Genomic DNA, 23,565 nt, shown 5'->3' on the forward strand with positions numbered 1-23,565 from the left:
CGCCTCACACCCCCCCCGCGGCGCGGTGAAGGGTGCGCACCCCGCACCCTCCGCGCACCGAGCGTCAGCTCGCCGCGGCCGCGTCCGCCGCCTGCGCCCGCAGCGCCCGCTCCACGCCCGAGCGGGACTCCATCACCAGACGCCGCAGCGCCGCGTTCGGCGACGCCGAGGCCAGCCACGCGTCCGTCGTGTCCAGGGTCTCCTGGGAGACGAGGAGCGCGGGGTAGAGCCCGACCGCGATCTGCTGGGCGATCTCGTGGCTGCGGGTCTCCCACACGGGCTTGACCGCGGCGAAGTACTTCTCGGCGTAGGGCGCGAGCAGCTCCCGCTGGTCCGTCTGGACGAAGCCGCCGATGACGGCCTCCTGCACCGCGTTGGGCAGGTCGGCCGACTCGACGACCGACGTCCAGGCGGCCTCCTTCGCCTCGGCGGTGGGCCGGGAGGCCCGCGCCGACGCCGCGTACCGCTCGCCCGCGGACGTCCGGTCGCGGTCGAGCTCGGCCGCGATCGCGGCCTCGTCCGCGCGGCCGGTCGCCGCGAGGCGGCCCAGCAGCGCCCAGCGCAGCTCGGTGTCGACGGCGAGGCCGTCGATCTTCTCGCTGCCGTCGAGGAGCCCCTGCAGCAGGTCGAGCTGCTCGTCCGTGCGGGCCGTGGCGGCGAACGCCCGGGCCCAGGCGAGCTGGTGGTCGCTGCCCGGCTCGGCGGACTTCAGGTGGGCGAGGGTCGCCTCGGTCCACCGCGCGAGCCCGGTGGCACGCCACTCGGGGGCGGCGTACAGGTCCATGGCGAGCTTGACCTGCCGCTGCAGCGACTGGACGACGCCGATGTCCGACTCCTTGGCGATGCCGGAGAGGACGAGCGCGAGGTAGTCGCGGGCGGCGAGCTCGCCGTCGCGCGTCATGTCCCACGCGGAGGCCCAGCACAGGGCGCGCGGCAGGGACTCGGCGAAGTCGCCGAGGTGGGCGGTGACGGTCGCCAGCGACTGCTCGTCGAGGCGGACCTTGGCGTACGACAGGTCGTCGTCGTTGAGCAGCACGACGGCCGGCCGGGCCTTGCCCACGAGCGCGTCGACGGCGGTCAGCTCACCGTCGACGTCGAGCTCGATCCGCTCGGTGCGGACGAGCTTGCCGCCCTCCAGCTCGTACAGGCCGATCGCGATGCGGTGCGGCCGCAGCGTGGGCTCGCCCTTGGCGCCGGCGGGCAGCGCGGGCGCTTCCTGGCGGACGGCGAAGGAGGTGATGACGCCGGACGCGTCGGTCTCGATCTCCGGGCGCAGGACGTTGATGCCGGCGGTCTCCAGCCACAGCTTCGACCACGTGGTCAGGTCGCGGCCGGAGGTCTTCTCCAGCGCGCCGAGCAGGTCCGCGAGGCGCGTGTTCTTGTAGGCGTGCTCCTTGAAGTACGCCTGGACGCCGCGGAAGAACGCGTCCTCTCCCACATAGGCGACGAGCTGCTTGAGGACGGACGCGCCCTTGGCGTAGGTGATCCCGTCGAAGTTGACGAGGACGTCGTCCAGGTCGCGGATCTCGGCCATGATCGGGTGGGTGGAGGGCAGCTGGTCCTGCCGGTACGCCCAGGTCTTCATGGAGTTCGCGAAGGTGGTCCACGCGTGGGGCCACCGCGAGCCCGGGGTGGAGGCCTGGCAGGCGATCGAGGTGAAGGTGGCGAACGACTCGTTCAGCCACAGGTCGTTCCACCACTCCATGGTGACCAGGTCGCCGAACCACATGTGGGCCAGCTCGTGCAGGATCGTCTCGGCCCGCGTCTCGTACGCGGCGTCCGTCACCTTCGAGCGGAAGACGTACTGGTCGCGGATGGTGACCGCGCCGGCGTTCTCCATCGCGCCCGCGTTGAACTCCGGCACGAACAGCTGGTCGTACTTGGGGAACGGGTAGGCGTAGGCGAACTTCTCCTCGAACCAGTCGAAGCCCTGCCGCGTCACCTCGAAGATGTGGTCCGCGTCCAGGAACTCGGCCAGCGAGGGACGGCAGTAGATGCCCAGCGGAATGCTGCGGCCGTCCTTCTCGTACGTGCTGTGCACGGCGTGGTACGGGCCGGCGATCAGGGCCGTGATGTACGTGGAGATCCGCTGCGTCGGCGCGAAGCGCCAGATGTTGTCGGCCGGCCGCTCGGGGGTCGGCGAGTTGGAGATGACGGTCCAGCCCTCGGGCGCCTTCACGGTGAAGGTGAAGACGGCCTTCAGGTCGGGCTGCTCGAAGGAGGCGAAGACGCGCCGCGCGTCCGGCACCTCGAACTGCGTGTACAGGTAGGCCTGCTGGTCGACGGGGTCGACGAAGCGGTGCAGGCCCTCGCCGGTGTTGGTGTAGGCGCAGTCCGCGACGACCTTCAGCTCGTTGCGGCCGGCCACCAGGCCCGGCAGCGCGATCCGGCTGTCCGCGAACACCTCGGCCACGTCGAGGGCGGTCCCGTTCAGCACGACCTCGTGCACCGCGGGCGCCACCAGGTCGATGAACGTCTCCGCGCCCGCCTCGGCCGCGTCGAACCGCACCACGGTCTCGGAGCGGTAGGTGCCTCCCTCCTGCGCGCCGGAGAGATCGAGCGCGATCTCGTACGCGTCGACGGTCAGCAGACGGGCCCTCCGCTGCGCCTCTTCGCGGGTCAGATTCGTTCCAGGCACCTGGGCATCTCCTTAACTTCGCGACTTTCCGGCCATCCTTCCACGGCGGGTGCCCGCGGCGCCCGCCCTGTTTTCCGGAAGCGAAAACGCCCGCGCCGCCCGGCCCCGAGGGGGCAGGGCGGCGCGGGAGGGCCGGGTGAGGGGTCAGCCCTTGAGCTCGGCGGCGACGAGCTCCGCGATCTGCACGGCGTTGAGCGCCGCACCCTTGCGGAGGTTGTCGTTGGAGAGGAAGAGCGCGAGGCCGTTCTCGACGGTCTCGTCCACGCGGATGCGGCCCACGTAGGAGGCGTCCTTGCCGGCCGCCTGCAGCGGGGTGGGGATCTCCGAGAGCTCGACGCCGGGGGCGTCCGCCAGCAGCTCGTACGCGCGCTCGACGCTGACCGGGCGCTCGAAGCGGGCGTTGACCTGCAGGGAGTGGCCGGAGAAGACGGGGACGCGGACGCAGGTGCCGGAGACCTTGAGGTCCGGGATCTCCAGGATCTTCCGGGACTCGTTGCGGAGCTTCTGCTCCTCGTCGGTCTCGAAGCGGCCGTCGTCGACGATCGAGCCGGCCAGCGGGAGCACGTTGAAGGCGATGGGGCGCTTGTAGACGCCGGGCTCGGGGAACTCGACGGCCTCGCCGTCGTGGACGAGCTCCGGGGCCCGCTCGCCGACGCCGCGGATCTGGCCGTCGAGCTCCGCCACACCGGCGAGGCCCGAGCCGGAGACGGCCTGGTAGGTGGTGGCGATCAGGGCCGTCAGCCCCGCCTCCTCGTGCAGCGGGCGCAGCACGGGCATGGCGGCCATGGTGGTGCAGTTCGGGTTGGCGATGATGCCCTTGGGGCGGTCCTTGACCGCGTGCGGGTTGACCTCGGAGACGACCAGCGGGACCTCGGGGTCCATGCGCCAGGCGGAGGAGTTGTCGATCACGACGGCGCCCTGCCCGGCGACCTTCTCGGCCAGCGCCCGCGAGGTCGCGCCGCCGGCGGAGAAGAGCACGATGTCCAGGCCGGTGTAGTCGGCGGTCGCGGCGTCCTCGACCGTGACCTCCGTGCCCTTCCAGGGGAGGGTGGACCCGGCGGAGCGCGACGAGGCGAACAGGCGCAGCTCGCTGACCGGGAAGTCCCGGTCGGCGAGGATCTTGCGCATGACTCCGCCGACCTGCCCGGTGGCTCCGACGATTCCGATCCTCATGAGGGCTCCCTACTCATGTACATCACATGCAACCTGCTGCCAGGGACGTCCCGCCTGGCACGCCGGTTCCATCATGTGGTCACACCCGCCCCAAAAGTCCAATCCTTTGACCGGCGTACGAGACCGGGCCGGGCGGGCGGGAAATCTTCAGCCCAGGCGCAGGTCGGCCCGGACATCCTCCGGGCGGGCGGCGGGAGCGGTGGTGACGCGCACCCGGGCGGTCGCCGTCCCGCCGTCCCCCCGGCACACGAGGGTGTACGTCCCCCCGGCCGGGGCGGTGAGCGCGAAGCGGCCGTCGCCGCCGGTGACGGCGGCGACGTCGGGCAGGGGCACCGGCCCGTCGGCGAAGGCCACGCGGGCCCCGGCGACGGGCGCGCCCGCGGCGTCGCGGACCGTGCCGCGGATCACGCCGGCGGGCGCGGGCGGGGTGCTCATGAGCGCTCGGTCATACGGATCGGGTCACGCCTTCCAGGCCACGAAGTTGTTGTAGACCGGCGTGGTGATCCGGGTCCCGGAGTTCACCCGGGCCCCGCCGTACGCGTGGACGGCGACCCCGTACCGGTCGTTGCCGATGATCCGGTAGACGGAGCTGCCGCTCTGCCCGCCGAAGGTGTCGATGTCGTAGTACACCTTGCGCGGCCCCACCGAGTCGATGCGGCGCGCGTCGTACCAGAGCGTGGCGTACGGCTTGTCGGCCGGATAGCCGGCGATGTTGCCGGTGACCTGGAGCAGGTCGGCGTCGGACCAGACGCCGAAGCCGAACCAGCCGGTCTGCGCGCCCAGGTCGGTGGAGAGGATGATCGCGCCGTAGTCGTAGTTCTCGTCGCCGCTTCCGGTCCAGCCGGTCACCGACCGGAAGTTCGTGCTGACGACCGGCCCGTAGGGCGCCGTGCCGCCGTTGCGCCCGGGCCACACCTTGATGCTGCGGACCCAGCCGTCCCGCCCGGGCACCCCGCTGTTCTTGATGAAGACGACGTGCCCGGCGGTGGCGATCGTGTGCGGGCCGATGAACCAGCCGGTGCCGAGCCAGGCGCTGCCGTCGGCGGCCGTGATCTCCAGGAAGCAGTGCACGCGCCACGGGTAGACGCCGGTGGAGGTGATCTGCACCCGGTCGTCCGGCGGGTGGACGGTCTCCGGGCCGGTCAGCGGCCCGAACGAGGCCTCGCCGATGTCGGGGAGGGGACCGCCGAAGGCGCTTCCGGCCTCGGGCGCCTCCGGCAGCCGGTAGTTCTCGACGGGCTCGGTGCCCGTGGAGCCGCCCGGGGCGGGCTCGCCGCCCTCGCCCGTGCCGGGCGGCTGGAACACGGGCTGCCCGTCGGTGGGCAGCAGGCCCGCCGGGGGTTCGCTGGAGACGGGGGTGTGGGGGTCCTGTGGCAGGGCCTGTGACATGGCGGAACCGTCCCTTCGACGGCAAGGTCCGCAGACCGCATCGAACAGGGCATAAGCGCAACTGTGTGCTCGAATCTCCTCCGGGAATCCGGGCCACGGTAGGAGCGCGCAGGGGCGCACGAAGAGGCACTCGAAGCGCGCAAGGGGCGGGCGCCCATACCGCGCGCCCGCCCCTCTCCGTTCCCCGCGTCCGGCTAGCCGGTGACCTTCTCGATCTTCACGCTGCCGTTCCCCGCGACCGTCCCGGCCGCGTTGACCAGCTGCACGTCACCGAAGAAGGACCGCCCCTCCGGAGCCGCCCCCGCGACCACGACCTCCGCCGTGACCTGCGCGGACTGCCCGGCGCCCAGCTTGACCGCCGCACCGTCGGCGACCTTGATCTCCCCCAGCGAGGGCGCGAAGTACACGTCGCGGTAGTCGTAGGCGGTCGAGCCCGCGGGCACCGAGTAGCCCGTGACCTCGACGGTGTACTCGCCCGCCGCCGGCTTGGTCAGGCTCACGAGCTCGTCGGAGCCGCCGCTGGTGGAGGAGCCCACGGCCTTGCCGTCCTTGTAGACGGTCAGGTCGAGGTCGGCCTTGGCGTCCGCGGTCGCGCCGATCGCGGCGTCGAAGCGGGTGACGCCCTCGCCGAGCGTGACCTTGGTGACCTGCTTCTCGCCCTCCTTGATCACCGGCCGGGCGGTCTTCGAGGAGCCGAGCTGCCCGCCCTTGAGCTTGCCGTCGAGCGCCGCGAAGCCGTTGACGGCCTTCCAGGACACGGCGGCCGGGGTGCCGATCTTCGCCTCGGGCACCGTCTGCACCGCCGGGTCGAAGGTGACGCCGAGCGCGGTGACGCCGAGCGTGTACGGGTTCTCCAGCAGCGGCGAGGTGCGCCGCGACTCGACCTCGATCTCCCAGACGCCCGGCAGCGGGTTGGCGTAGCTGCGCAGGTCCGGGCGGCACTTGTTGGCCGGGTTCGGGTAGTTCGGGTAGCAGTTGACGGTGGAGGTCTCGTCAACGGGCACGCCGTACGGGTTGATCGCGATGAACCGGGTCTGGCTGTCCTTGGCCAGGCCGCCGAGCGCGACCTCCAGCGTCTTCGCGCCCTTCGGCACGCTGACGAAGTACGAGGTGGCGGCGTTGCGCACGGCCGTGGCGGTCTTCTTGACCACGTACGTGGGCGCCGCGACCGGCTCGGCGGCGACGACGGTCGCGAGGACCTGCTTGTCGATGCCCTCGGTGCGGTCGTCGTCCACGGTGAGGATCGCGCTGTGCAGGCCGGCCGTCTTCGCCTTCGCCTTGACCTTGACGGTCACCGGCTTGTTCAGCGGCAGCCTGACCTCGTCGTCGCCGTCGACCTTGAACGTGCCGTCGTTGTTGCGCCACTTCAGCTCGTGCCACACGGCCTTGTCGGGCCCCGAGGTGCGGGTGATCGTGACCTCGTAGGTACGGGTCTCGCCGGCCTTCAGGCCGCCCTCGCGGTCGTAGATGCCGGTGCCGAAGCCCGGGGTCTTGAGCGCGGAGGACAGCGCGGTGGAGACCGGGGCCTTCACCGTGTAGTCGTGGGCGGTGGCGTGATCGCGCAGCGCCTCCCACGCGTCCGGGATGTTGATGAGGCCCGCGCCCTGCTCGTAGGCCTGCGCGCCCTTGATCTGCTTGGCGGTGCTGGTCAGCGCCGTGCGCAGGTCGGCCGGGGTGAGCTTCATGTTCTTCTGCTTGGCGGCCGAGATCAGCAGCGCGGAGGCGCCGGCGGCCTGCGGGGAGGCCATCGAGGTGCCCTGCAGCATGCCGTAGCCGGGCGGCAGGTCGTAGCCGGCCTCCTTGACGGGGGCGCCCGGCTCCCAGGTCGGCGTGGTGTTGATCGACGCGCCCGGAGCGGTGATCGTCGGAGTGAAGCCGCCGTCCTCGCGCGGGCCGCGGGAGGAGAACGGCATCATCGCGTACGTGGTCTTCACCTCCGAGCCGTAGTTGGCAGCCCAGGTCTCCTTGGAGACGGACGCGCCGACGCTGATGACCTTGTCGGCCAGGCCGGGGTCACCGATGGTGTTGGCGCCGGGGCCGCTGTTGCCCGCGGAGATCACGAGCTGGACGCCGTAGGTGTCGATGAGGCGCGTGTAGAGCTCGGAGCGGGCGTTGTTGCCGTCGTTGAGCGCGGGCAGGCCGCCGATCGACATGTTGACGATGTCGACGCCGCGGTTGACCACGAGGTCGATCATGCCCTCGGTGAGGGCGACGTTGGTGCAGCCGCCGCTCCAGGTGCAGGCCCGGGAGGAGACGAGCTTGGCGCCGGGCGCCGCGCCGTTCATCTTCCCGCCGAAGAGGCCGTTGGCCGCGGTGATGCCCGCGACGTGCGTGCCGTGTTCGGACTCGATGACGCCGATGTTGACGAAGTCGGCCTTCTTGCCGACCCAGTCGCCGCCCTTGGGGTCCATCGGCACGTCCTTGCGGATCTGCACGACGAACGGGATGCGCTCGGCGATCGGGGTCTTCGGGTCGTCCTTGCCGAAGTAGCCGACCTGGAAGCCGTCCTTGTAGGGCTTGAGCTCCTCGTCGTTGGTGAAGTCGCCGTCGTCGTCGAGGTCGACGCGGACGGTGCCCTTCGCCTTGTCGTAGAGGACGGCCCAGGAGTCGGTGGTGTCGCCGTCCCGGTTGAGGTCGCCCTTCATGTCGCCGCCGGCGGTCGCGTTCTCCCGGAAGAGGGCGACCTGGTAGGCGCCGTTGCCGGGCGCCGTGTAGCTGCGGCCGTTGAAGGAGAACGACGGGCCAAAGACGTCGGAGGTCATCGGCAGCCAGGTGCCGTCCTGGTCGGTGAGCGGGTCGGTCGCGGTGACCCAGTCGACGATCTTGCGTTCGCCGGTGCTGGTCTTCTGCAGCGCCGGGTGGCCCAGGTCGATGCCGGAGTCCAGGATGCCGATGGTCACGCCGCGGCCGTCGGCCTTCGGGTGGTCCTCGGTGAAGTCGACGGCGCCGGTCTCGAAGGCCGGCTGGTAGGGGTTCTTCGCCGGGGTGTCCTTGCCGGGGCCCGGGAAGGTGCCGGCCTTGGCGCCGCGGGCGCCCTCGGCCGCGTCGGCGCGCGGCGTCGGGTCCGGCAGCTTGATCTCCTGCTTGAGGTCGATGCCGTGCACCGAGCCCAGCTTCTGCGCCTCGGCGATGGCGGCGTCGGCCTTGCCCGTGGGCACGGTGGCCCGGACGTAGCCGAGCTTGTCGTCCGTGCGGCCCACGGAGGCGCCCTTGATGGCCCCGAGCTTGCCGGTGACCTGGCCGGTCTGCCCGGGCGCGGTGGCGATCATCATGGTGACCGTCTTGTCGCCGCCCGCCTTGGCGCCGGCGAGCAGCGCGGCGTCGTGCGAACCGAGCTTGTCCGCCGGGGACTTGACCGGGCCCGGCGCGGGCAGCGGGTCGTCGGCGAAGGCGGGCACGGCGCCCGCGGCCGAGAGTGCGGCCACGAGGGAGGCCGCGACGGCTATTCGGGCCGTGCGTCTGGAGCCGCCGGGGCGGGTGGTGCGGGATTCGGGGGTCATGACCATCCCTGGCTGAAATTGACGTGAGGGTGCCGCTGAACAGCGGACGTCCGGAAATCGGAGCCGGATGACCGATCACTTTTATGGAAGTGACGGGGGTTTGGGGAGAGTTGTCGGAGCGGGAAGGTAAGGATGGCGTAAACCCGCCAGGCGCCACTCGGGAGGAAGCGTGACGGAGGCCGTGAAGCGGGCAGCGGCGTTCTCGCAGCTCAGAGGCTGTAGGGCAAACGGACTACAGCACCGGCCCCGCAACCGGCCCAGTCTTCCACCCGAGAGTGAACGCTGAGTGAGCGTCAGCCCGCCAGGGGACGAGTGCTGTATGTCCGTTCGCATTCGCCAAGATCGATGTGCGGTGATCGGCGGCGGCCGTTGCGGCCGCGTTCACGCCCAGGTCACCCCCGCTGCCAACGATCCTCGGTAGGAAGGATCGCTGCCGGCCGGCACCGCAGCCCGTAGCCCGCTTCAGCCCGCTTCGCGTTCGCACTCGGGGAGACCGCTATGCACCGCAGATCCGACAGATCCGCAGACGCCCGCCTCGACCGCCGTACGTTCCTCGCGGCCGCGGGGGCCGTGACCGCCGCCACCGGAATCGGCCTGGCCCTGGGGGCCGACGCGGTGCCGGCCGCCGCGCAGCCACCGGATCCGGGCCCGGGGGCGGGGGCCGCGGCGGCCGCCTCCGCGGGCGCGGACGCCGCGTCCGTCTACGGCCCGAACGGCGCCGGCACGACGCTCGTCTCGGTCGCCGCCCCGCGCGGCACCGGCGGCTACCGGCGGCTCGGCGACGGCCCCGGCTGGCCCCGGCAGACCCGCTCCGAGCTGGCCGAGCCGCAGCGCGGCCGCGAGGACCGCCGCACGACGCTCGCCTCCTTCGTGCAGTTCACCGACCTGCACCTGACGGACGTGCAGCACCCGCTGCGCTACGAGTTCTTCCGGGCCGGCGAGCCCGGCGCGTGGCGGCCGCACGAGGCGCTGACCCTGCCCGGCGTCGTCTCGTTGATCGAGCGCGTCAACCGGCTCCGGCACGGGCCCGCGACGGGCTCGCCGCTCTCCTTCGCCATCACCACCGGCGACAACGGCGACGAGAACGCCAAGATCGAGGTGGAGTGGTTCCTGACCGCCATGAGCGGCGGCCGCATGACCCCCAACACCGGCGACCCGCGCCACTACGAGGGCGTCCAGAACAGCGGCCTGAAGCTGTTCTGGCAGCCCGAAAGCGCCGTGCGCGACCAGGACAAGCAGGCCGGCTACCCGCGCATCCCCGGCTACCTCGCCGCGGCCACCCGCCAGGTCAACAGCCCCGGCCTCGCCATCCCCTGGTACTCCACCTACGGCAACCACGACGGCCTCTCCGGCGGCTGCTACCCCGCCGCGGGCACCTTCATCGCCGAGGCCGCGACCGGGAACAAGAAGCTCCAGATCGTCTCCGCCGCCCAGGCCAAATGGCTGATGGAGGGCGAGTCCAAGGGCGTCGACCCCAAGGGCAAGCGCATAGAGGAGCTGCTGAAGGAGCACAAGAAGGAGATGCGCACGGTCACCGCCGACCCCCGGCGCGTGCCGCTGACGGCGCGGCAGTACGTGGCCGCCCACCTCGACGCGCGCTACAAGGGCCGCGGGCCCGTGGGCCACGGCTACACCCGCGAGAACCTCGACTCCGGCAACCTCTACTACTCCTTCAAGATCTCCGACAAGGTCATCGGCATCAGCCTCGACACCACCGACCCCGGCGGCCACTACCAGGGCTCGCTCGGCACCGGCCAACTGCGCTGGCTGGAGAGCACCCTGAAGCGCTACGCGGACAAGTACGCGCTCGTCTTCAGCCACCACCCCAGCTGGAGCATGGACAACCTCAACCCCGACCCCACCCGCCCGGGCGAGGACCGCCACGACGGCAACGAGCTCATCGCCGTCCTGCAGGACCACAACAACGTCCTCGCCTGGATCAACGGCCACAGCCACCGCAACCGGATCCGCCCCCGCGGCACGTTCTGGGAGATCGCCACCGCCTCGCACGTCGACTACCCGCAGCTCGCGCGCGTCATCGAGGTGACGGACAACCACGACGGGACGGTCTCGCTCTTCACCACCCTCATCGAGTCCGCCGCCCCCTACCGCACGGACTTCGGCGACCTCTCCCAGACCGGTCTCGCCTCCCTCTACCGCGAACTCGCCTTCAACGCACCGGGATCCGACACCTCCCTCGGCGGCGCACCCGCCGACCGCAACACCGAACTCCTGCTGTCCCGCCGCTGAAGCGGCCTCACCGGGGCAGCACCACCAGATATGCGGCGGGGTCGCGGTCGGCCGACGCCATCAGGGCGGTACGGACCACCGCGGCCTGCTGCCGCGCCGACTCGCGCAGCTTCTTCGGCGTGACGTGCACGACCATGACCCCGAGCCGCTCCAGGTGCTCCCGCTTGCGGAACTGCGCCGACCACACGGCCTCCTCGTCCTGCCGGGGCGTCCGCGCGTCGATCTCCACGGCCACGCTGTGCTCCGGCCAGTACGCGTCCACCCGGCCCAGGTGCGGGCCCCCGGGCAGCCGCAGGTCCACGTTCCACAGCGGCGCGGGCAGCTGGTGGTCGCGCACCAGGTCGTAGAGCCGGCCCTCGGCGACGGCCCGCCCCTCCGCCAGCAGCGTGTCCACCGCATCCACCACGTGGGCCCGTCCCAGCAGCCGCGCCCGCGTCAACTCCTGGACGACCGCCGCCGCTTCGCAGTGCCCGCCGCGCACCGCCTCCGCCAGCAGCCGGCGCACCGTGGAGGCGTCGGTCAGCTGCCCGATCGCGTCCGCGACCGCCCGGGCGACCGGCGCGACGGGCACCCCCGTCAGCAGCTGCGGCTGCGGCAGCGAGTGCGCCCGGACGATCCGGACGAAACCGGTCGCCCGCAGTCGGCGGGTGCGCGGCACGAGCACGTCGATGTGGTCGAGGGCGAGCAGCGGGGGCACGGACGTGAACCGGTGCAGGGCCAGCGCCGCCGCCCCGGTGATCATCGCGGGGCCGTACGGGCCGGCCGCCGCCTCCCGGGCCGCGGCGGTGGCGGTGGCGGGGCCCGGCTGGACGGGCGGGCCCTGGGTGCGCGGCACCGTGTACAGCAGGGCGGCGTGCAGCCGCTCCTCGCTGGTGGCGGGCCCCGTGCGGAGCAGGAAGACACCGGGCAGCAGCTGCTGCCACGGCCCGCCGGGGCGGCAGCGCTCCCCGGCGGCGGGTCCGGACACACCGTGGTCGCGCAGCTGACGTGCGGTCATGACACGGTGACGGACGTCGGAGAGGTGATGCAGGGGGCGCGGGGAGAGAGGGGTGTCGGAGTTCATGCCCGGCACGTTCCCGCGTCCGCGGCGGGCCCTAACCCGGTGTTACATGCCCGTCGACAATTCAGGACAACGCCGCCCTAAAGCACGGGTGTTCGACGTCCGGCCCGCCTTGCGGGCCGGGTCCGGACGCTCGGCCTTCGATCCGAGGCCGGGCTCTTGGCCTTGAGCCGGGGCGGAGTCCCTTCTCGTCTCCGCCGCAGGCGGCTTCTTGTGTCCGCCGCAGCGGCGAGCAACCCAGGTCGACGTGCTCGGCGGTGCCGTACGCAGCCTGGCGGGGAAATCCCTGCGCCCCGGCTGCGGGAGCGCCCCGCAGCCGGACCGTACCCCGCGCGCCGCGGAGTTACTCCGCGGCGCGATCACACTCCTGGGCCCGCAGCGCGCGAGCGAGATCGTCGCGCCCTTCGAGCACGAGCCGCCGCAGTGCCGCGGGCGCGTCCGCGTGCTCCGCGAGCCACGCGTCCGCCGCGCCGAGCGTGCGGGAGTCGTCCTGCAGCATCGGGAAGAGCCCCCGCACGACGGCCATCGCGTACTCGATGGACCGCTCGCGCCAGACGCCCTCGATCGCCGCGAAGTAGCGCTCGGCGTACGGCGCGAGCAGCTCCCGCTGGCCGGGCTGGTCGAAGCCCGCGATGGTGGCCTCGGCGAGGGCGTTGGAGAGCTTGTCGGAGCCGACGACGGCCTCCCACGCCTCCTCCTTGACCGCGGCGGACGGCCGGGACGCCAGGCAGCGGACGCTGTGCCGCTCGCCGGAGGCGGTGTTGTCGCGGGCCAGCTCCGCGGCGACCGCCGCCTCGTCGGCCGCGCCCTGCCCGGCCAGCGCGGCCAGGAACGCCCAGCGCAGCTCCTGGTCCACCTCCAGCCCGTCGATCTGCGCGGACCCGTCGAGCAGGCCGCGCAGCAGCTGCAGGTGGGAGGCGTCGGCCGCCTGCTGGGCGAAGAAGCGCGCCCACGCCAGCTGGTGGCCGCTGCCCGGCTCGGCGCGCCGCAGCTCGCGCAGCGCGCCCTCGGCGAGCTCCCGCCCGCCCCGCTCGCGCCACGCCGGCGAGGCGTAGTGCACGAGGGCGGTCCGCGCCCACGCCTGCAGCATCTGCAGCACGCCGACCTCGCTCTCGGCGCCCGCGAACCGCTCCACGAGGCCGGCGAAGTCGCGGGCGGGCATCAGCCCGTCGCGCGTGAGGTTCCACAGCGCCGACCAGCACAGGGCGCGCGCCAGCGGGTCCGCGACGTCGCCCAGGTGCGCGCGCAGCGTGTCCAGCGAGCCCTCGTCGAAGCGGACCTTGCAGTAGGTCAGGTCCTCGTCGTTGACCAGGATCAGCTCCGGGCGCTCGGCGCCGGCCAGCCCGGTCACGACCGTGCGCGGGCCCGCGACGTCCACCTCGGTGCCGGCGTAGCGCACGAGCGCGCCGTCCGCGCCCTCGCGGCGGTAGAGGCCCACGGCCACCCGGTGCGGGCGCAGCTCGGGGTGCTCGGGCGAGGCCTCCTGCAGGATCGCGAGCTCGGTGATCCGGTCGGCGGCGTCGTACGTCGCGAGCGGCGTGAGCGAGTTGACGCCCGCGGTCTGCAGCCAGGACCGCGCCCACGCGGCCATGTCGCGGCCCGAGGTCTCCTCCAGCACCTCCAGCAGGTGCGACAGCCGCGTGTTGCCGAAGGCGTGCCGCTTGAAGTAGCGCCGGGCGCCCTCCAGGAAGGCCTCCCGCCCCGCGTAGGCGACGAGTTGCTTGAGCACGGACGCGCCCTTGGCGTACGTGATGCCGTCGAAGTTGAGCTTGGCCTCCTCCAGGTCGTGGATGTCGGCCGTGACCGGGTGCGTGGAGGGCAGCTGGTCGGCGCGGTAGGCCCAGGCCTTGCGGCGGTTGGCGAAGGTGATCCAGCCGTTGGTGAAACGTGTCGCCTCGACCATCGAGAAGGTGCCCATGAAGTCCGCGAAGGACTCCTTGAGCCACAGGTCGTCCCACCACTCCATGGTCACCAGGTCGCCGAACCACATGTGCGCCATCTCGTGGAGGATGACGTTGGCGCGGCCCTCGTAGGCCGTCTGCGTCACCTTGCCGCGGAAGACGAACTCCTCGCGGAAGGTCACCAGGCCCGGGTTCTCCATCGCGCCGAGGTTGTACTCGGGCACGAACGCCTGGTCGTACTTCCCGAAGGGGTACGGGTAGTCGAAGTGGTCGTGGAAGAAGTCCAGGCCCTGCTTGGTGACGGTGAAGATGTCGTCCGCGTCGAAGTGCCGGGCCAGGCCCTTGCGGCACAGCGCGGCCAGCGGGATCTCCAGGGCCGTGCCGTCCGGCAGCGTGCGGCTGTAGTGGTCGCGGACCACGTGGTACGGGCCGGCCACGACCGCCGTGATGTACGTGGAGATCGGCAGCGTCTCCGCGAACCGCCAGGTGGCTGCGGACGGCGCGACGGGCTCGGGCTCGCCGGCCTGCGCGCCGTTGCCCAGCACCGTCCAGCCGGCGGGCGCCGTCACCGAGAGGGCGAAGGGCGCCTTGAGGTCGGGCTGCTCGAAGCCCGCGAAGACGCGGCGGGCGTCCGCGGGCTCGTACTGGGTGTAGAGGTAGACCTCGCCGTCCTCGGGGTCCTCGAAGCGGTGCAGGCCCTCGCCGGTCCGGCTGTACGCGCACTGCGCGTCGACGACCAGGACGTTCTCGGCGGCCAGCCCGTCCAGCGCGATCCGCGCGCCGTCGAAGACCGCGGCCGGGTCCAGCGCGCGGCCGTTCAGCGTGACGGCCGTCACGGCGGGCGCCAGCAGGTCCGCGAAGGTCGCGGCGCCGGGCTCGGAACAGCGGAAGCGCACGGTCGTCACCGACCGGAAGGTGCGGTGGTCCCCTCCCGCCCCCACCGCGGACCGCAGGTCGAGCGCCACCTCGTAGGCGTCGACCGACAGCAGCCGGGCCCGTTCGCGGGCCTCCTCGCGGGTCAGGTTCTCACCGGGCACGTCGGGACTCCCTCTGCTGGTTGGTGTGTTTCGGACAACAGCGGAATCATGGCACGGGGTGTGTTTGTTGAAACGGCGAACGAATGGCCCGCCCGAGGAGACCCACGTGACCGCTGTGGAGAACAAGACCCCCGCCGACTTCTGGTTCGACCCGCTGTGCCCCTGGGCCTGGATGACCTCCCGCTGGATGCTGGAGGTCGAGAAGGTCCGCCCGGTCGAGGTGCGCTGGCACGTGATGAGCCTCGCCGTCCTCAACGAGGACAAGCTCGACACCATGGACGAGCGCATGCGCACGATCATGCGGACCGAGGCGTGGGGCCCGGTGCGGGTGTGCATCGCGGCCGCCGCCAAGCACGGCGAGGACGTGCTCGGCCCCCTCTACACCGCCCTCGGCACCCGCTTCCACAACCAGGGCCTGCCGCGGGACCGCGAGACGATCGTGGCCGCGCTGGAAGAGGTGGGCCTGCCCGCGGAGCTCGCGGACGTCGCCCACTCGGACGCGTTCGACGGCGAGCTGCGCGCCTCGCACGCCGAGGGCATCTCGAAGGTCGGCCAGGACGTCGGCACGCCCGTCATCGCGGTGCCGGGCGGGGACGGCGAGCAGATCGCCTTCTTCGGCCCGGTCGTCACCCCGGCCCCCAAGGGCGAGGCCGCGGCGCGGCTGTGGGACGGCACGCTGCTGGTGGCGTCGACGCCGGGCTTCTACGAGATCAAGCGCACCCGCACGAGCGGGCCGGCCTTCGACTGAGTGCTCCGTTCGGCGCGCGGTTCCATGACCGCGGGCTGTCGGTGGCTGGTCGCGCAGTTCCCCGCGCCCCTGACGGGGCGCGATGGGCGCCGGCCGCCGGTTCTTCCTCCGCCGCAGCGGCGCTGCACCACGAGGGCGGAGACCGGCGGTGCCGGAACCGGCCGACGCGCGCGTGGGCCCCGCCTCCCTTAATGTCCCGGTATGGGGCAGACCGATCTCACGCCGCCGCTGGGCTTCGACGGCGGCCGCGCGGAAGTGGACCCGCCGGCCGCGGGCCACTTCGCCGAGCAGCCCGTACGCCCGTCCGACCTGCTGCTGCGAGCCGGCTGCCAGGCCCTCGTCCCGCTGCGGTCCGCGCTGGGCCTGCGCCGGGCGGCCGGGGCCCTGCGGCACTACCTGCACGGCACCGGCGCCCCGTACCGCGTGGACGCGGACGCCCTGCTCGCCCTCCCGGCCGTGCGCTCCGCGGCCGGGGAGCAGCTGGACCGCTGGCGCGCCGAGGCGCTGGAGCAGTGGCGCGACGGCCCCCGCACGGCCGCCGCGTACCCCGCGGACAGCGGCTGGCGCGAGGTGGCGCTGCCCCGGGCGTGGGGGAGCGCGGACTGGCGGCTGGCGCTGCGCGCCTTCGCGTACCGGCTGACGGGCACGGTCCGGGTCGCCGCCGACGGCACGGCCTCGGCCGACTACCGCTTCGCGGTGCTCACGCGCTGGGAGGCGGGGCGGTTCGCCCGGCTGCACGACGTGGGCCTCGCGAAGGGGTTCACGGTGACGGGCGAGGCGTTCGGCCACGCGTGAGCCGGAAATGAGCAGGCCCCCGCGGTGCGGGGGCCTGCTCCGCCTGCCACGTGAAGGGTGAGAAGACGATCACGAGCAGGACGGCGGGGGGTCCCTCCGGGACCGGGGGTTCCTTACGGAACGAGCAGCAGGTTGCCGCGCTGCTTGGCGGCCTCGAAGCGCTTGGCCACGTCCTGCCAGTTGACGACGGCCCACATGGCCTCGATGAAGTCGACCTTCTGGTTCTTGTACTGCAGGTAGAAGGCGTGCTCCCAGGCGTCGAAGACCAGGATCGGGACCGAGCCCTGGCCGACGTTGCCCTGGTGGTCGTAGACCTGCTCGACGATCAGCTTGCCGCTGATCGGCTCGTAGGCGAGGACGCCCCAGCCGGAGCCCTGCGTGGTCGCGGCGGCCTTGCTCAGCTGGGCCTTGAACTTGGCGAAGGAGCCGAAGGACTCGGCGATGGCGTCCGCGAGCTCGCCCACGCCGTCCTTGTCCAGGGGCTCGCCGCCGCCGTCGCCGGTCATGTTCTGCCAGTAGATGCTGTGCAGGATGTGGCCGGAGAGGTGGAACGCGAGGTTCTTCTCCAGGCCGTTGATGGCACCCCACTGGTCCTTGTCACGGGCCTCGGCGAGCTGCTCCAGGGTGTCGTTCGCGCCCTTGACGTACGCCGCGTGGTGCTTGTCGTGGTGCAGCTCGATGATCTTCGCGTCGATCGTCGGCTGCAGCGCAGCGTAATCGTAGGGGAGTTCAGGAAGTGTGTAGATGGCCATGCCGAGCCCTCCGACTTATTGCAATTAACTTGCAAGTGGACGTTACCAGCAAGAGCATCTGACGCGCCGTAAGGGGGCGTTCTTCCCGGGGATCTCCGACTAAAGACCGAGGCGGGCTAGGTCCTGAAGATCAGGACCCGGCCCGCCTCGTGGGGGGTGTGGTGGTGGTCTCGGCGGTGGCCGGGAACCGGCCCGGCCGCCGCGGTCAGTGCTTCGCGGCCGTCACGCGCTGTCGCAGGTAGCCGACGAGGGCGAGGGCGGCCGTGAGCCCGGCCGTGAAGTACAGCTGGACGCGGGTGTCCTCCTCGCGCAGCATCAGGGCGAGGACGCCCACGATTCCGGCCAGGGCCACCCAGGTCAGCGCGGGGAAGAGCCACATCTTCACGACGAGCTTCTCCGGCGCCGTGCGCTCCAGCTGCCGGCGCATCCGCAGCTGGGTGACGGCGATGATGCCCCACACCACGAGCACCGCGGCGCCCGTCATGTACAGCAGCCACTTGAAGACGGTGTCCGGCCACCAGTAGCTGAGCAGGACGGCGAAGAAGCCGAAGGCGGAGGAGGCGATCACGGTCAGCCGCGGCACGCCGTTGCTGACCTTGGCCAGGAAGCGGGGGCCCTCGCCGCGCATGACCAGGGAGTGCGACATCCGGGAGGCGCCGTAGATGTTGGCGTTCATCGCGGAGAGCAGGGCGATCAGCACGATCACGTTCATGATCTGCCCGGCGGCCGGGATGTCCAGGTACTTGAGCACCGCCACGTACGGGCCGTCCGTCAGGAGCGACTTGTCGTTCCAGGGCAGGACGGTGACGACGACCAGCATCGAGCCGACGTAGAAGAGGGCGATCCGCCACATCGCCGTGCGGACGGCCTGGGCGACGCCCTTGACCGGCTGCTCGGACTCCGCGGCCGCGATCGTCACCGTCTCCAGGCCGCCGTACGCGAAGACCGACGCGAGCAGGCCCACGACCAGGCCGTTGGCGCCGTTGGGGAGGAACCCGCCGTGGCCGGTGAGGTTGTCGGCGCCCGGAGCCGAGGTGCCCGGCAGCACGCCGCAGATGGCGAGGACGCCCAGGACGAGGAAGACGCCGATCGCGGCGACCTTCAGCGTCGCGAACCAGAACTCGAACTCGCCGAAGTTGCTGACCGCCGCGAGGTTCGTCCCGCAGAAGACGGCCATGAAGATCAGCACCCACATCCACGAGGCCGTGGAGGGGAACCAGGACTGCATGATGTGCGCGGCGCCGATCGCCTCGACGGCTATGCCCACGCACAGCTCGACCCAGAACATCCAGCCGGCGGTGAAGCCGGCCCAGGGGCCGATCGCCTTCTCGGCGTGCACGGAGAAGGTGCCCGAGGCCGGGTTGGCCGCGGCCATCTCGCCCAGCATCCGCATCACGAGCATCACGAGCAGCCCGGAGGCCGCGTACGCGAGCACGATCGCCGGACCGGCGGCGGCGATGCCCGCGCCGGAACCGACGAAGAGGCCGGCCCCGATGACCCCGCCGAGGGCGATCATCGACAGGTGGCGCTGCTTGAGGCCGTGCGACAGATCCGTGCCGCCCGGCGCCTGGCCGCTGACCGCGCGCTCGGGCGCGGAGGTCGCAGAAGTCCGAGTCATGGTCGTGTGTGTCCCGTGGGGTGAGAGCGGAAAAGTTGCCTCAGTGTGGGGGTCATGTTCGCCCAGGACAACACCTGTGACAGAGGTGTCCGATATTCAGACGCAGGTATGACTGTGCGTGCCTGACATCTCGCCAGAAGGCGATGGAATCGAGCCGACCCGGCGGTCCGGTCAGGCCGCGCGGCGCAGCCGGAGCTCGCGCACCCAGGCCACCACGAGCACGGCACCGGTCGCCGCCGCCGACCACAGCAGCTGCGGCCGGGCCCCCTCGTCGGTGACCATCAGCACCAGCACGCCGGCCATCCCGGCCAGAGCGACCCAGGTCAGATAGGGGAAGGCCCACATCTTCAGGGCCAGCCGCTCCGGCATCTCGCGCTCGATGCGGCGCCGCAGCCGCAGCTGCGAGACGGCGATCAGACCCCAGACGAAGAGCAGTACCGCACCCACGGCGTTCAGCAAGTACCGGAAGATCGAATCCGGCCACTCCAGGTTGAGTATCACCGAGGCGAAACCGAACGCGACCGACGCCAGCACGGCCCGGCGCGGCACCCCGCCGCCCGACACCTTCAGCAGCCCCTTGGGCGCCTCGCCGCGCTCGGCGAGCGAGAAGACCATCCGCGACGAGCCGTAGAGGTTGGCGTTGAGCGCGGACAGCAGGGCCACGAAGACCACGATGTTCATGATCTGCCCGGCGGCCGGGATGCCGATGTGGTCGAGCACGGCCACGTACGGGCTCTTGCCCGGCTGCATCGACGACCACGGCAGCAGGGTGACGATGACGAGCATCGAGCCCACGTAGAAGAAGAGGATGCGCCACACGGCGCTGCGCACCGCACGGCCCACCGCGCGCGCCGGGTCGTCGGACTCGGCCGCGGCGATCGTGACGACCTCCAGGCCGCCGAAGGCGAAGACGACCGCGAGGACGCCGGAGACGACACCGCTCACGCCGTTCGGCAGGAAGCCGCCCTGACCGGTGAGGTTGGTGAAGCCCACGGCCTCGGTGTCCGGCAGCACGCCGAAGATCGCCAGCAGGCTCAGCGCCAGGAAGAGGACGATCGCCCCGACCTTGAGCGCGGCGAACCAGAACTCGAACTCGCCGAAGTTCTTCACCGCGGTGAGGTTGGCGGTCGTGAAGACCACCATGAAGATCAGCACCCAGGCCCACTGCGGGACGCCCGGCACCCAGCCGTTGGCGATCTGGGCCGCGCCCGTCGCCTCCACGGCCAGCACGACCACCAGCAGGAACCAGTACAGCCAGCCGACCGTGAAGCCGGCCCAGCGGCCCAGCGCCCGCTCGGCGTGCACCGAGAACGCGCCCGAGGCGGGCATCGCGGAGGACATCTCGCCGAGCATCCGCATCACCAGCATCGCGAGCGCGCCCGCGATCAGGTACGAGACGATGATGCCCGGGCCCGCGACGGCGATGCCGGCGCCGGAGCCCACGAACAGGCCGGCGCCGATGACGCCGCCCAGTCCGAGCATCGTCAGGTGCCGCTGCTTGAGCCCGGCCGACAGGGGTTCTTTCTCGGCCGCGAGGGAATCGGCGGCGGGGGATGCGTCGTGCATGGGCTTCGTACTCTCGGGTCCGCGCGAAAAGCGCTGGGGATCTTCGCGCAGGCGCAATGAGCAGGCGCAAAGAGGTATAGGTGACTCCACATTCTCCCGGGGAGGTGCTCCGAGCCAAGCCTCAAGGGAATCCAGTGACGAGCATCACGCGTAATTCCGTCTGCCGAGGGAACCGCGCTGGGAAGTCTCCAAGCGGAACGGCCCGCCTTTGTCATTGCCGCGCGCTGTCCGCCCGAGAGCCCTCGGCTAACGTCACAAAGTCACTTGTCCCCACCACTTATCTGCGGAGTAACGATGGCCACCGCCGCTGCCTCTGTTTCCCGGACCGGTACGGTCCTCGCCGATCTGCTCCCCGCTTCGACCGCCGGGCGCGCCCGCGTGCGCGACGCGGCCCTGATCCTCGGCGGAGCCGCCCTCACCGGCCTCGCGGCGCAGATCGCCGTTCCCGTGCCCGGCTCCCCGGTCCCGGTCAGCGGCCAGACCTTCGCGGTCCTCCTCGTCGGCACCGCCCTCGGCGCCCGCCGCGGCTTCCTCTCCCTCGCCCTGTACGCCGTCGCCGGCGTCGCGGGCATGCCGTGGTTCGCCGAGGCCCGCTCCGGCGCCGCCTTCCCGTCCTTCGGCTACGTCCTGGGCATGCTGCTCGCCGCGACCGTCGTCGGCGCCCTCGCCCGCCGCGGCGCCGACCGCTCGGTCCTGCGCACCGCGGGCACGATGGCCCTCGGCTCGGCGATCATCTACGCGGTCGGCGTGCCGTACCTGGCCCTGTCCGCGCACCTGTCCTTCGCGGACGCCGTGGCGGCCGGTCTGACGCCGTTCCTCATCGGCGACGTGCTGAAGGCGGCGCTGGCGATGGGCGCGCTGCCCACGGCGTGGAAGCTGCCTGGGACGCGGGGCTCACCCCCCGCCCCTGCATAACGCAGCGGCCCGCGCCCCCCGCGGGGGCGCGGGCCGCTGCGTTATGCGTGCGTTCAGCCCTTGAGGCCGGCGGTGGCACGGTGCTTGCGGTCCAGCACCAGGCCGATCACCAGGACGACCGCACCCACGAGGACGGAGGCGAGCACCGTCTCGCGGTTGTCGCCACCGGTGTAGAGCATGTAGCCCAGCACGAAGGTGATCATGCCGATGGTGGCCCACGTCAGGTACGGGAAGAGCCACATCTTCACCGTCAGCTTCTCCGGCATCTCTCGCAGGATGATCCCGCGCATCTTCAGCTGGGTGAAGCAGATCACCAGCCAGACGAAGAGGGCGACCGCACCGGAGGAGTTCAGCAGGAACTTGAAGACGGTGTCGGGCCACACGTAGTTGAAGAGGACCGACACGAAGCCGAAGACGACCGAGGCGAGGATCGCGACCTGCGGGACGCCCCGCTTGTTGACCGTGGCGAAGGACTTCGGCGCGTCGCCGCGCTGGCCCAGCGAGAAGGCCATGCGCGAGGCGGTGTAGAGGCCGGAGTTCAGGCAGGAGAGGACGGCGGTCAGCACGATGACGTTCATGACCTGGCCGGCGTGCGGGATGCCGATCGAGTCGAGCGCCGCGACGTAGCTGCCCTTCTCCGCGATCTCCTTGCTGTCCCACGGCAGCAGGCTGACCACGACGAAGATCGAGCCGAGGTAGAAGACGGCGATGCGCCAGATGACGCTGTTGGTGGCCTGGCGGACCGCGCGCTGCGGGTCCTCGGACTCACCGGCGGCCAGCGTGACGATCTCGCTGCCCATGAAGGAGAAGACGACCATCAGCACACCGGTGAGGATCGCGCCCGCACCGTTGGGCAGGAAGCCGCCGTGCGCGGTGAGGTTGTCCAGCCCGGAGCCCGGGTTGTCGGAGCCCGGCAGCACGCCGAAGACGGCCAGCAGGCCGAGGACCACGAAGGCGGCGATCGCGACGACCTTGATGCCGGCGAACCAGAACTCGAACTCGCCGTACGAGCTGACCGAGGCGAGGTTGGTCGCCGTCAGCACGATCATGACGAGCAGGGCCCAGGTCCACTGCGGGACGTCCGGTATCCAGCCGTTGAGGATCTTGGCTCCGGCGGTCGCCTCGACCGCCTGCACCACGACCCAGAAGAACCAGTACAGCCAGCCGATGGTGAAGCCGGCCCAGCGGCCCAGGGCACGGTCCGCGTAGGCGGAGAACGACCCGGAGGTCGGGTTGGCCGCGGCCATCTCACCGAGCATCCGCATCACGAAGACGACGAGCGCGCCGACGAGGGCGTAGGAGATGAGGATGCCGGGGCCGGCGGCGGCGATGCCGGAGGACGAACCCACGAAGAGGCCCGCTCCGATGACACCGCCAATGGCGATCATGGACAGGTGGCGGTTCTTGAGTCCGGCCTTCAGGCCGTCCCCGCCCGCCTCCGGGGCGTGGCCGGGATCGCCGGTCGTCGACCCCTTCGTCATGGTCGGCGGTGTCGCGCTCATGTGCACGTTCCTTCGGGTTGTTCCTTAGGTTCTCGGGTTACGAGTGACCGCATTAGAACTTTTCGAAGGCGACTTTAGGAAGACCCGAATCCAATTCGTTGTGTTCACTCAGCGTTACCTCCCACCTGCTGACCGATCGGCGGCCCGGGACGTGCCACACTCGGACGCATGCGCGTGTACCTCGGCTCCGACCATGCCGGCTACGAACTCAAGAACCACCTCGTCGAGTGGCTCAAGGCCCACGGCCACGAGCCCGTGGACTGCGGTCCCCACATCTACGACGCCCAGGACGACTACCCGCCGTTCTGCCTCCGTGCGGCCGAGAAGACCGCCGCCGATGCCGGCAGCCTCGGCATCGTGATCGGCGGCTCCGGCAACGGCGAGCAGATCGCCGCGAACAAGGTCAAGGGCGTCCGGGCCGCCCTCGCCTGGAGCGAGCAGACGGCCGCGCTCGGCCGCGAGCACAACGACGCCAACGTCATCAGCATCGGCGGGCGCATGCACACCCAGGAGGAGGCGACGAAGTTCGTCGAGATCTTCCTCGCCACGCCGTACTCCGGTGAGGAGCGGCACACCCGCCGCATCGAGATGCTGGCGCGCTACGAGGAGACGGGCGAGCTCCCGGCCATCCCGGCGCACCACCCCCAGAGTTAATTCCACCGGAGTGTCCGGGCGGGGCGCCCGCGGGGGCCCGGCCGGCCCGCCCGCGGGGGCGCCCGCC

General features: G+C 71.6%; 16 protein-coding genes. 5 read left to right on the forward strand and 11 right to left on the reverse strand.

From position 1 onward, the window contains the following. Nucleotides 1-64: 64 nt before the first annotated feature. From pepN (ACOTKD_RS04005) to ACOTKD_RS04025, 5 genes are all read right to left on the reverse strand, one after another. Complete coding sequence (gene pepN / locus ACOTKD_RS04005) at nt 65-2,638, reverse strand: aminopeptidase N (RefSeq protein ID WP_424887464.1); 2,574 nt, start codon at nt 2,636-2,638, stop codon at nt 65-67. A 144-nt stretch (nt 2,639-2,782) separates the two neighbouring features. Beyond that, nucleotides 2,783-3,811, reverse strand: coding sequence for an aspartate-semialdehyde dehydrogenase (locus ACOTKD_RS04010; protein WP_424887465.1), 1,029 nt, complete (start codon nt 3,809-3,811; stop codon nt 2,783-2,785). A 147-nt stretch (nt 3,812-3,958) separates the two neighbouring features. Continuing rightward, nucleotides 3,959-4,246 (reverse strand): carboxypeptidase-like regulatory domain-containing protein, encoded by a 288-nt coding sequence (locus tag ACOTKD_RS04015; protein ID WP_424887466.1) that lies wholly within the window; start codon nt 4,244-4,246, stop codon nt 3,959-3,961. Between the two features lie 24 nt (nt 4,247-4,270). After that, a complete protein-coding gene (locus ACOTKD_RS04020; RefSeq protein ID WP_424887467.1) occupies nt 4,271-5,200 on the reverse strand; it encodes a trypsin-like serine peptidase in 930 nt (309 codons plus the stop codon). A gap of 194 nt (nt 5,201-5,394) precedes the next feature. Beyond that, complete coding sequence (locus tag ACOTKD_RS04025) at nt 5,395-8,700, reverse strand: S8 family serine peptidase (protein ID WP_424887468.1); 3,306 nt, start codon at nt 8,698-8,700, stop codon at nt 5,395-5,397. A gap of 498 nt (nt 8,701-9,198) precedes the next feature. Between ACOTKD_RS04025 and ACOTKD_RS04030 the strand changes: the two genes are divergently transcribed. Continuing rightward, nucleotides 9,199-10,950, forward strand: coding sequence for a TIGR03767 family metallophosphoesterase (locus ACOTKD_RS04030; protein WP_424887469.1), 1,752 nt, complete (start codon nt 9,199-9,201; stop codon nt 10,948-10,950). Between the two features lie 7 nt (nt 10,951-10,957). Here the strand turns inward: ACOTKD_RS04030 and ACOTKD_RS04035 are convergent, their stop codons facing one another. Beyond that, nucleotides 10,958-12,013: a hypothetical protein gene (locus ACOTKD_RS04035; RefSeq protein ID WP_424887470.1), complete on the reverse strand. Its 1,056-nt coding sequence runs from the start codon at nt 12,011-12,013 to the stop codon at nt 10,958-10,960. 340 nt (nt 12,014-12,353) lie between these two features. Further along, nucleotides 12,354-14,948: an aminopeptidase N gene (gene pepN / locus ACOTKD_RS04040; protein WP_424887471.1), complete on the reverse strand. Its 2,595-nt coding sequence runs from the start codon at nt 14,946-14,948 to the stop codon at nt 12,354-12,356. 106 nt (nt 14,949-15,054) lie between these two features. Here pepN (ACOTKD_RS04040) and ACOTKD_RS04045 point away from each other — a divergent pair, with 106 nt between their 5' ends. Both ACOTKD_RS04045 and ACOTKD_RS04050 read left to right on the forward strand, forming a co-directional pair. Continuing rightward, nucleotides 15,055-15,696 (forward strand): DsbA family oxidoreductase, encoded by a 642-nt coding sequence (locus tag ACOTKD_RS04045; RefSeq protein ID WP_424887472.1) that lies wholly within the window; start codon nt 15,055-15,057, stop codon nt 15,694-15,696. Between the two features lie 201 nt (nt 15,697-15,897). Then, nucleotides 15,898-16,491, forward strand: coding sequence for a hypothetical protein (locus ACOTKD_RS04050; RefSeq protein WP_424887473.1), 594 nt, complete (start codon nt 15,898-15,900; stop codon nt 16,489-16,491). A 113-nt stretch (nt 16,492-16,604) separates the two neighbouring features. Here ACOTKD_RS04050 and ACOTKD_RS04055 read toward each other — a convergent pair whose 3' ends face one another. From ACOTKD_RS04055 to ACOTKD_RS04065, 3 genes are all read right to left on the reverse strand, one after another. Next, nucleotides 16,605-17,243 (reverse strand): superoxide dismutase, encoded by a 639-nt coding sequence (locus ACOTKD_RS04055; RefSeq protein ID WP_424887474.1) that lies wholly within the window; start codon nt 17,241-17,243, stop codon nt 16,605-16,607. A gap of 205 nt (nt 17,244-17,448) precedes the next feature. Further along, nucleotides 17,449-18,861, reverse strand: a complete 1,413-nt coding sequence (locus ACOTKD_RS04060; RefSeq protein ID WP_424887475.1) for an amino acid permease — start codon at nt 18,859-18,861, stop codon at nt 17,449-17,451. Between the two features lie 171 nt (nt 18,862-19,032). Beyond that, entirely contained in the window at nt 19,033-20,427 is a 1,395-nt protein-coding gene (locus ACOTKD_RS04065) for an amino acid permease (protein ID WP_424887476.1), read from the reverse strand. Nucleotides 20,428-20,721: 294 nt separating this feature from the next. Here ACOTKD_RS04065 and ACOTKD_RS04070 point away from each other — a divergent pair, with 294 nt between their 5' ends. Next, nucleotides 20,722-21,342: a biotin transporter BioY gene (locus ACOTKD_RS04070; RefSeq protein ID WP_424887477.1), complete on the forward strand. Its 621-nt coding sequence runs from the start codon at nt 20,722-20,724 to the stop codon at nt 21,340-21,342. 53 nt (nt 21,343-21,395) lie between these two features. On the opposite strand, the gene ACOTKD_RS04075 is transcribed toward ACOTKD_RS04070, so the two are convergent. After that, nucleotides 21,396-22,844, reverse strand: a complete 1,449-nt coding sequence (locus ACOTKD_RS04075) for an amino acid permease (RefSeq protein WP_424887478.1) — start codon at nt 22,842-22,844, stop codon at nt 21,396-21,398. A 168-nt stretch (nt 22,845-23,012) separates the two neighbouring features. Here ACOTKD_RS04075 and ACOTKD_RS04080 point away from each other — a divergent pair, with 168 nt between their 5' ends. Further along, the gene (locus ACOTKD_RS04080; RefSeq protein ID WP_424887479.1) at nt 23,013-23,498 is read left to right on the forward strand and encodes a ribose-5-phosphate isomerase; all 486 of its coding nucleotides are present in this window, start codon (nt 23,013-23,015) and stop codon (nt 23,496-23,498) included. Nucleotides 23,499-23,565 lie beyond the last annotated feature (67 nt).

It is taken from the genome of Streptomyces sp. XH2, from assembly GCF_049725035.1.
Lineage (GTDB): Bacteria > Actinomycetota > Actinomycetes > Streptomycetales > Streptomycetaceae > Streptomyces > Streptomyces roseoverticillatus.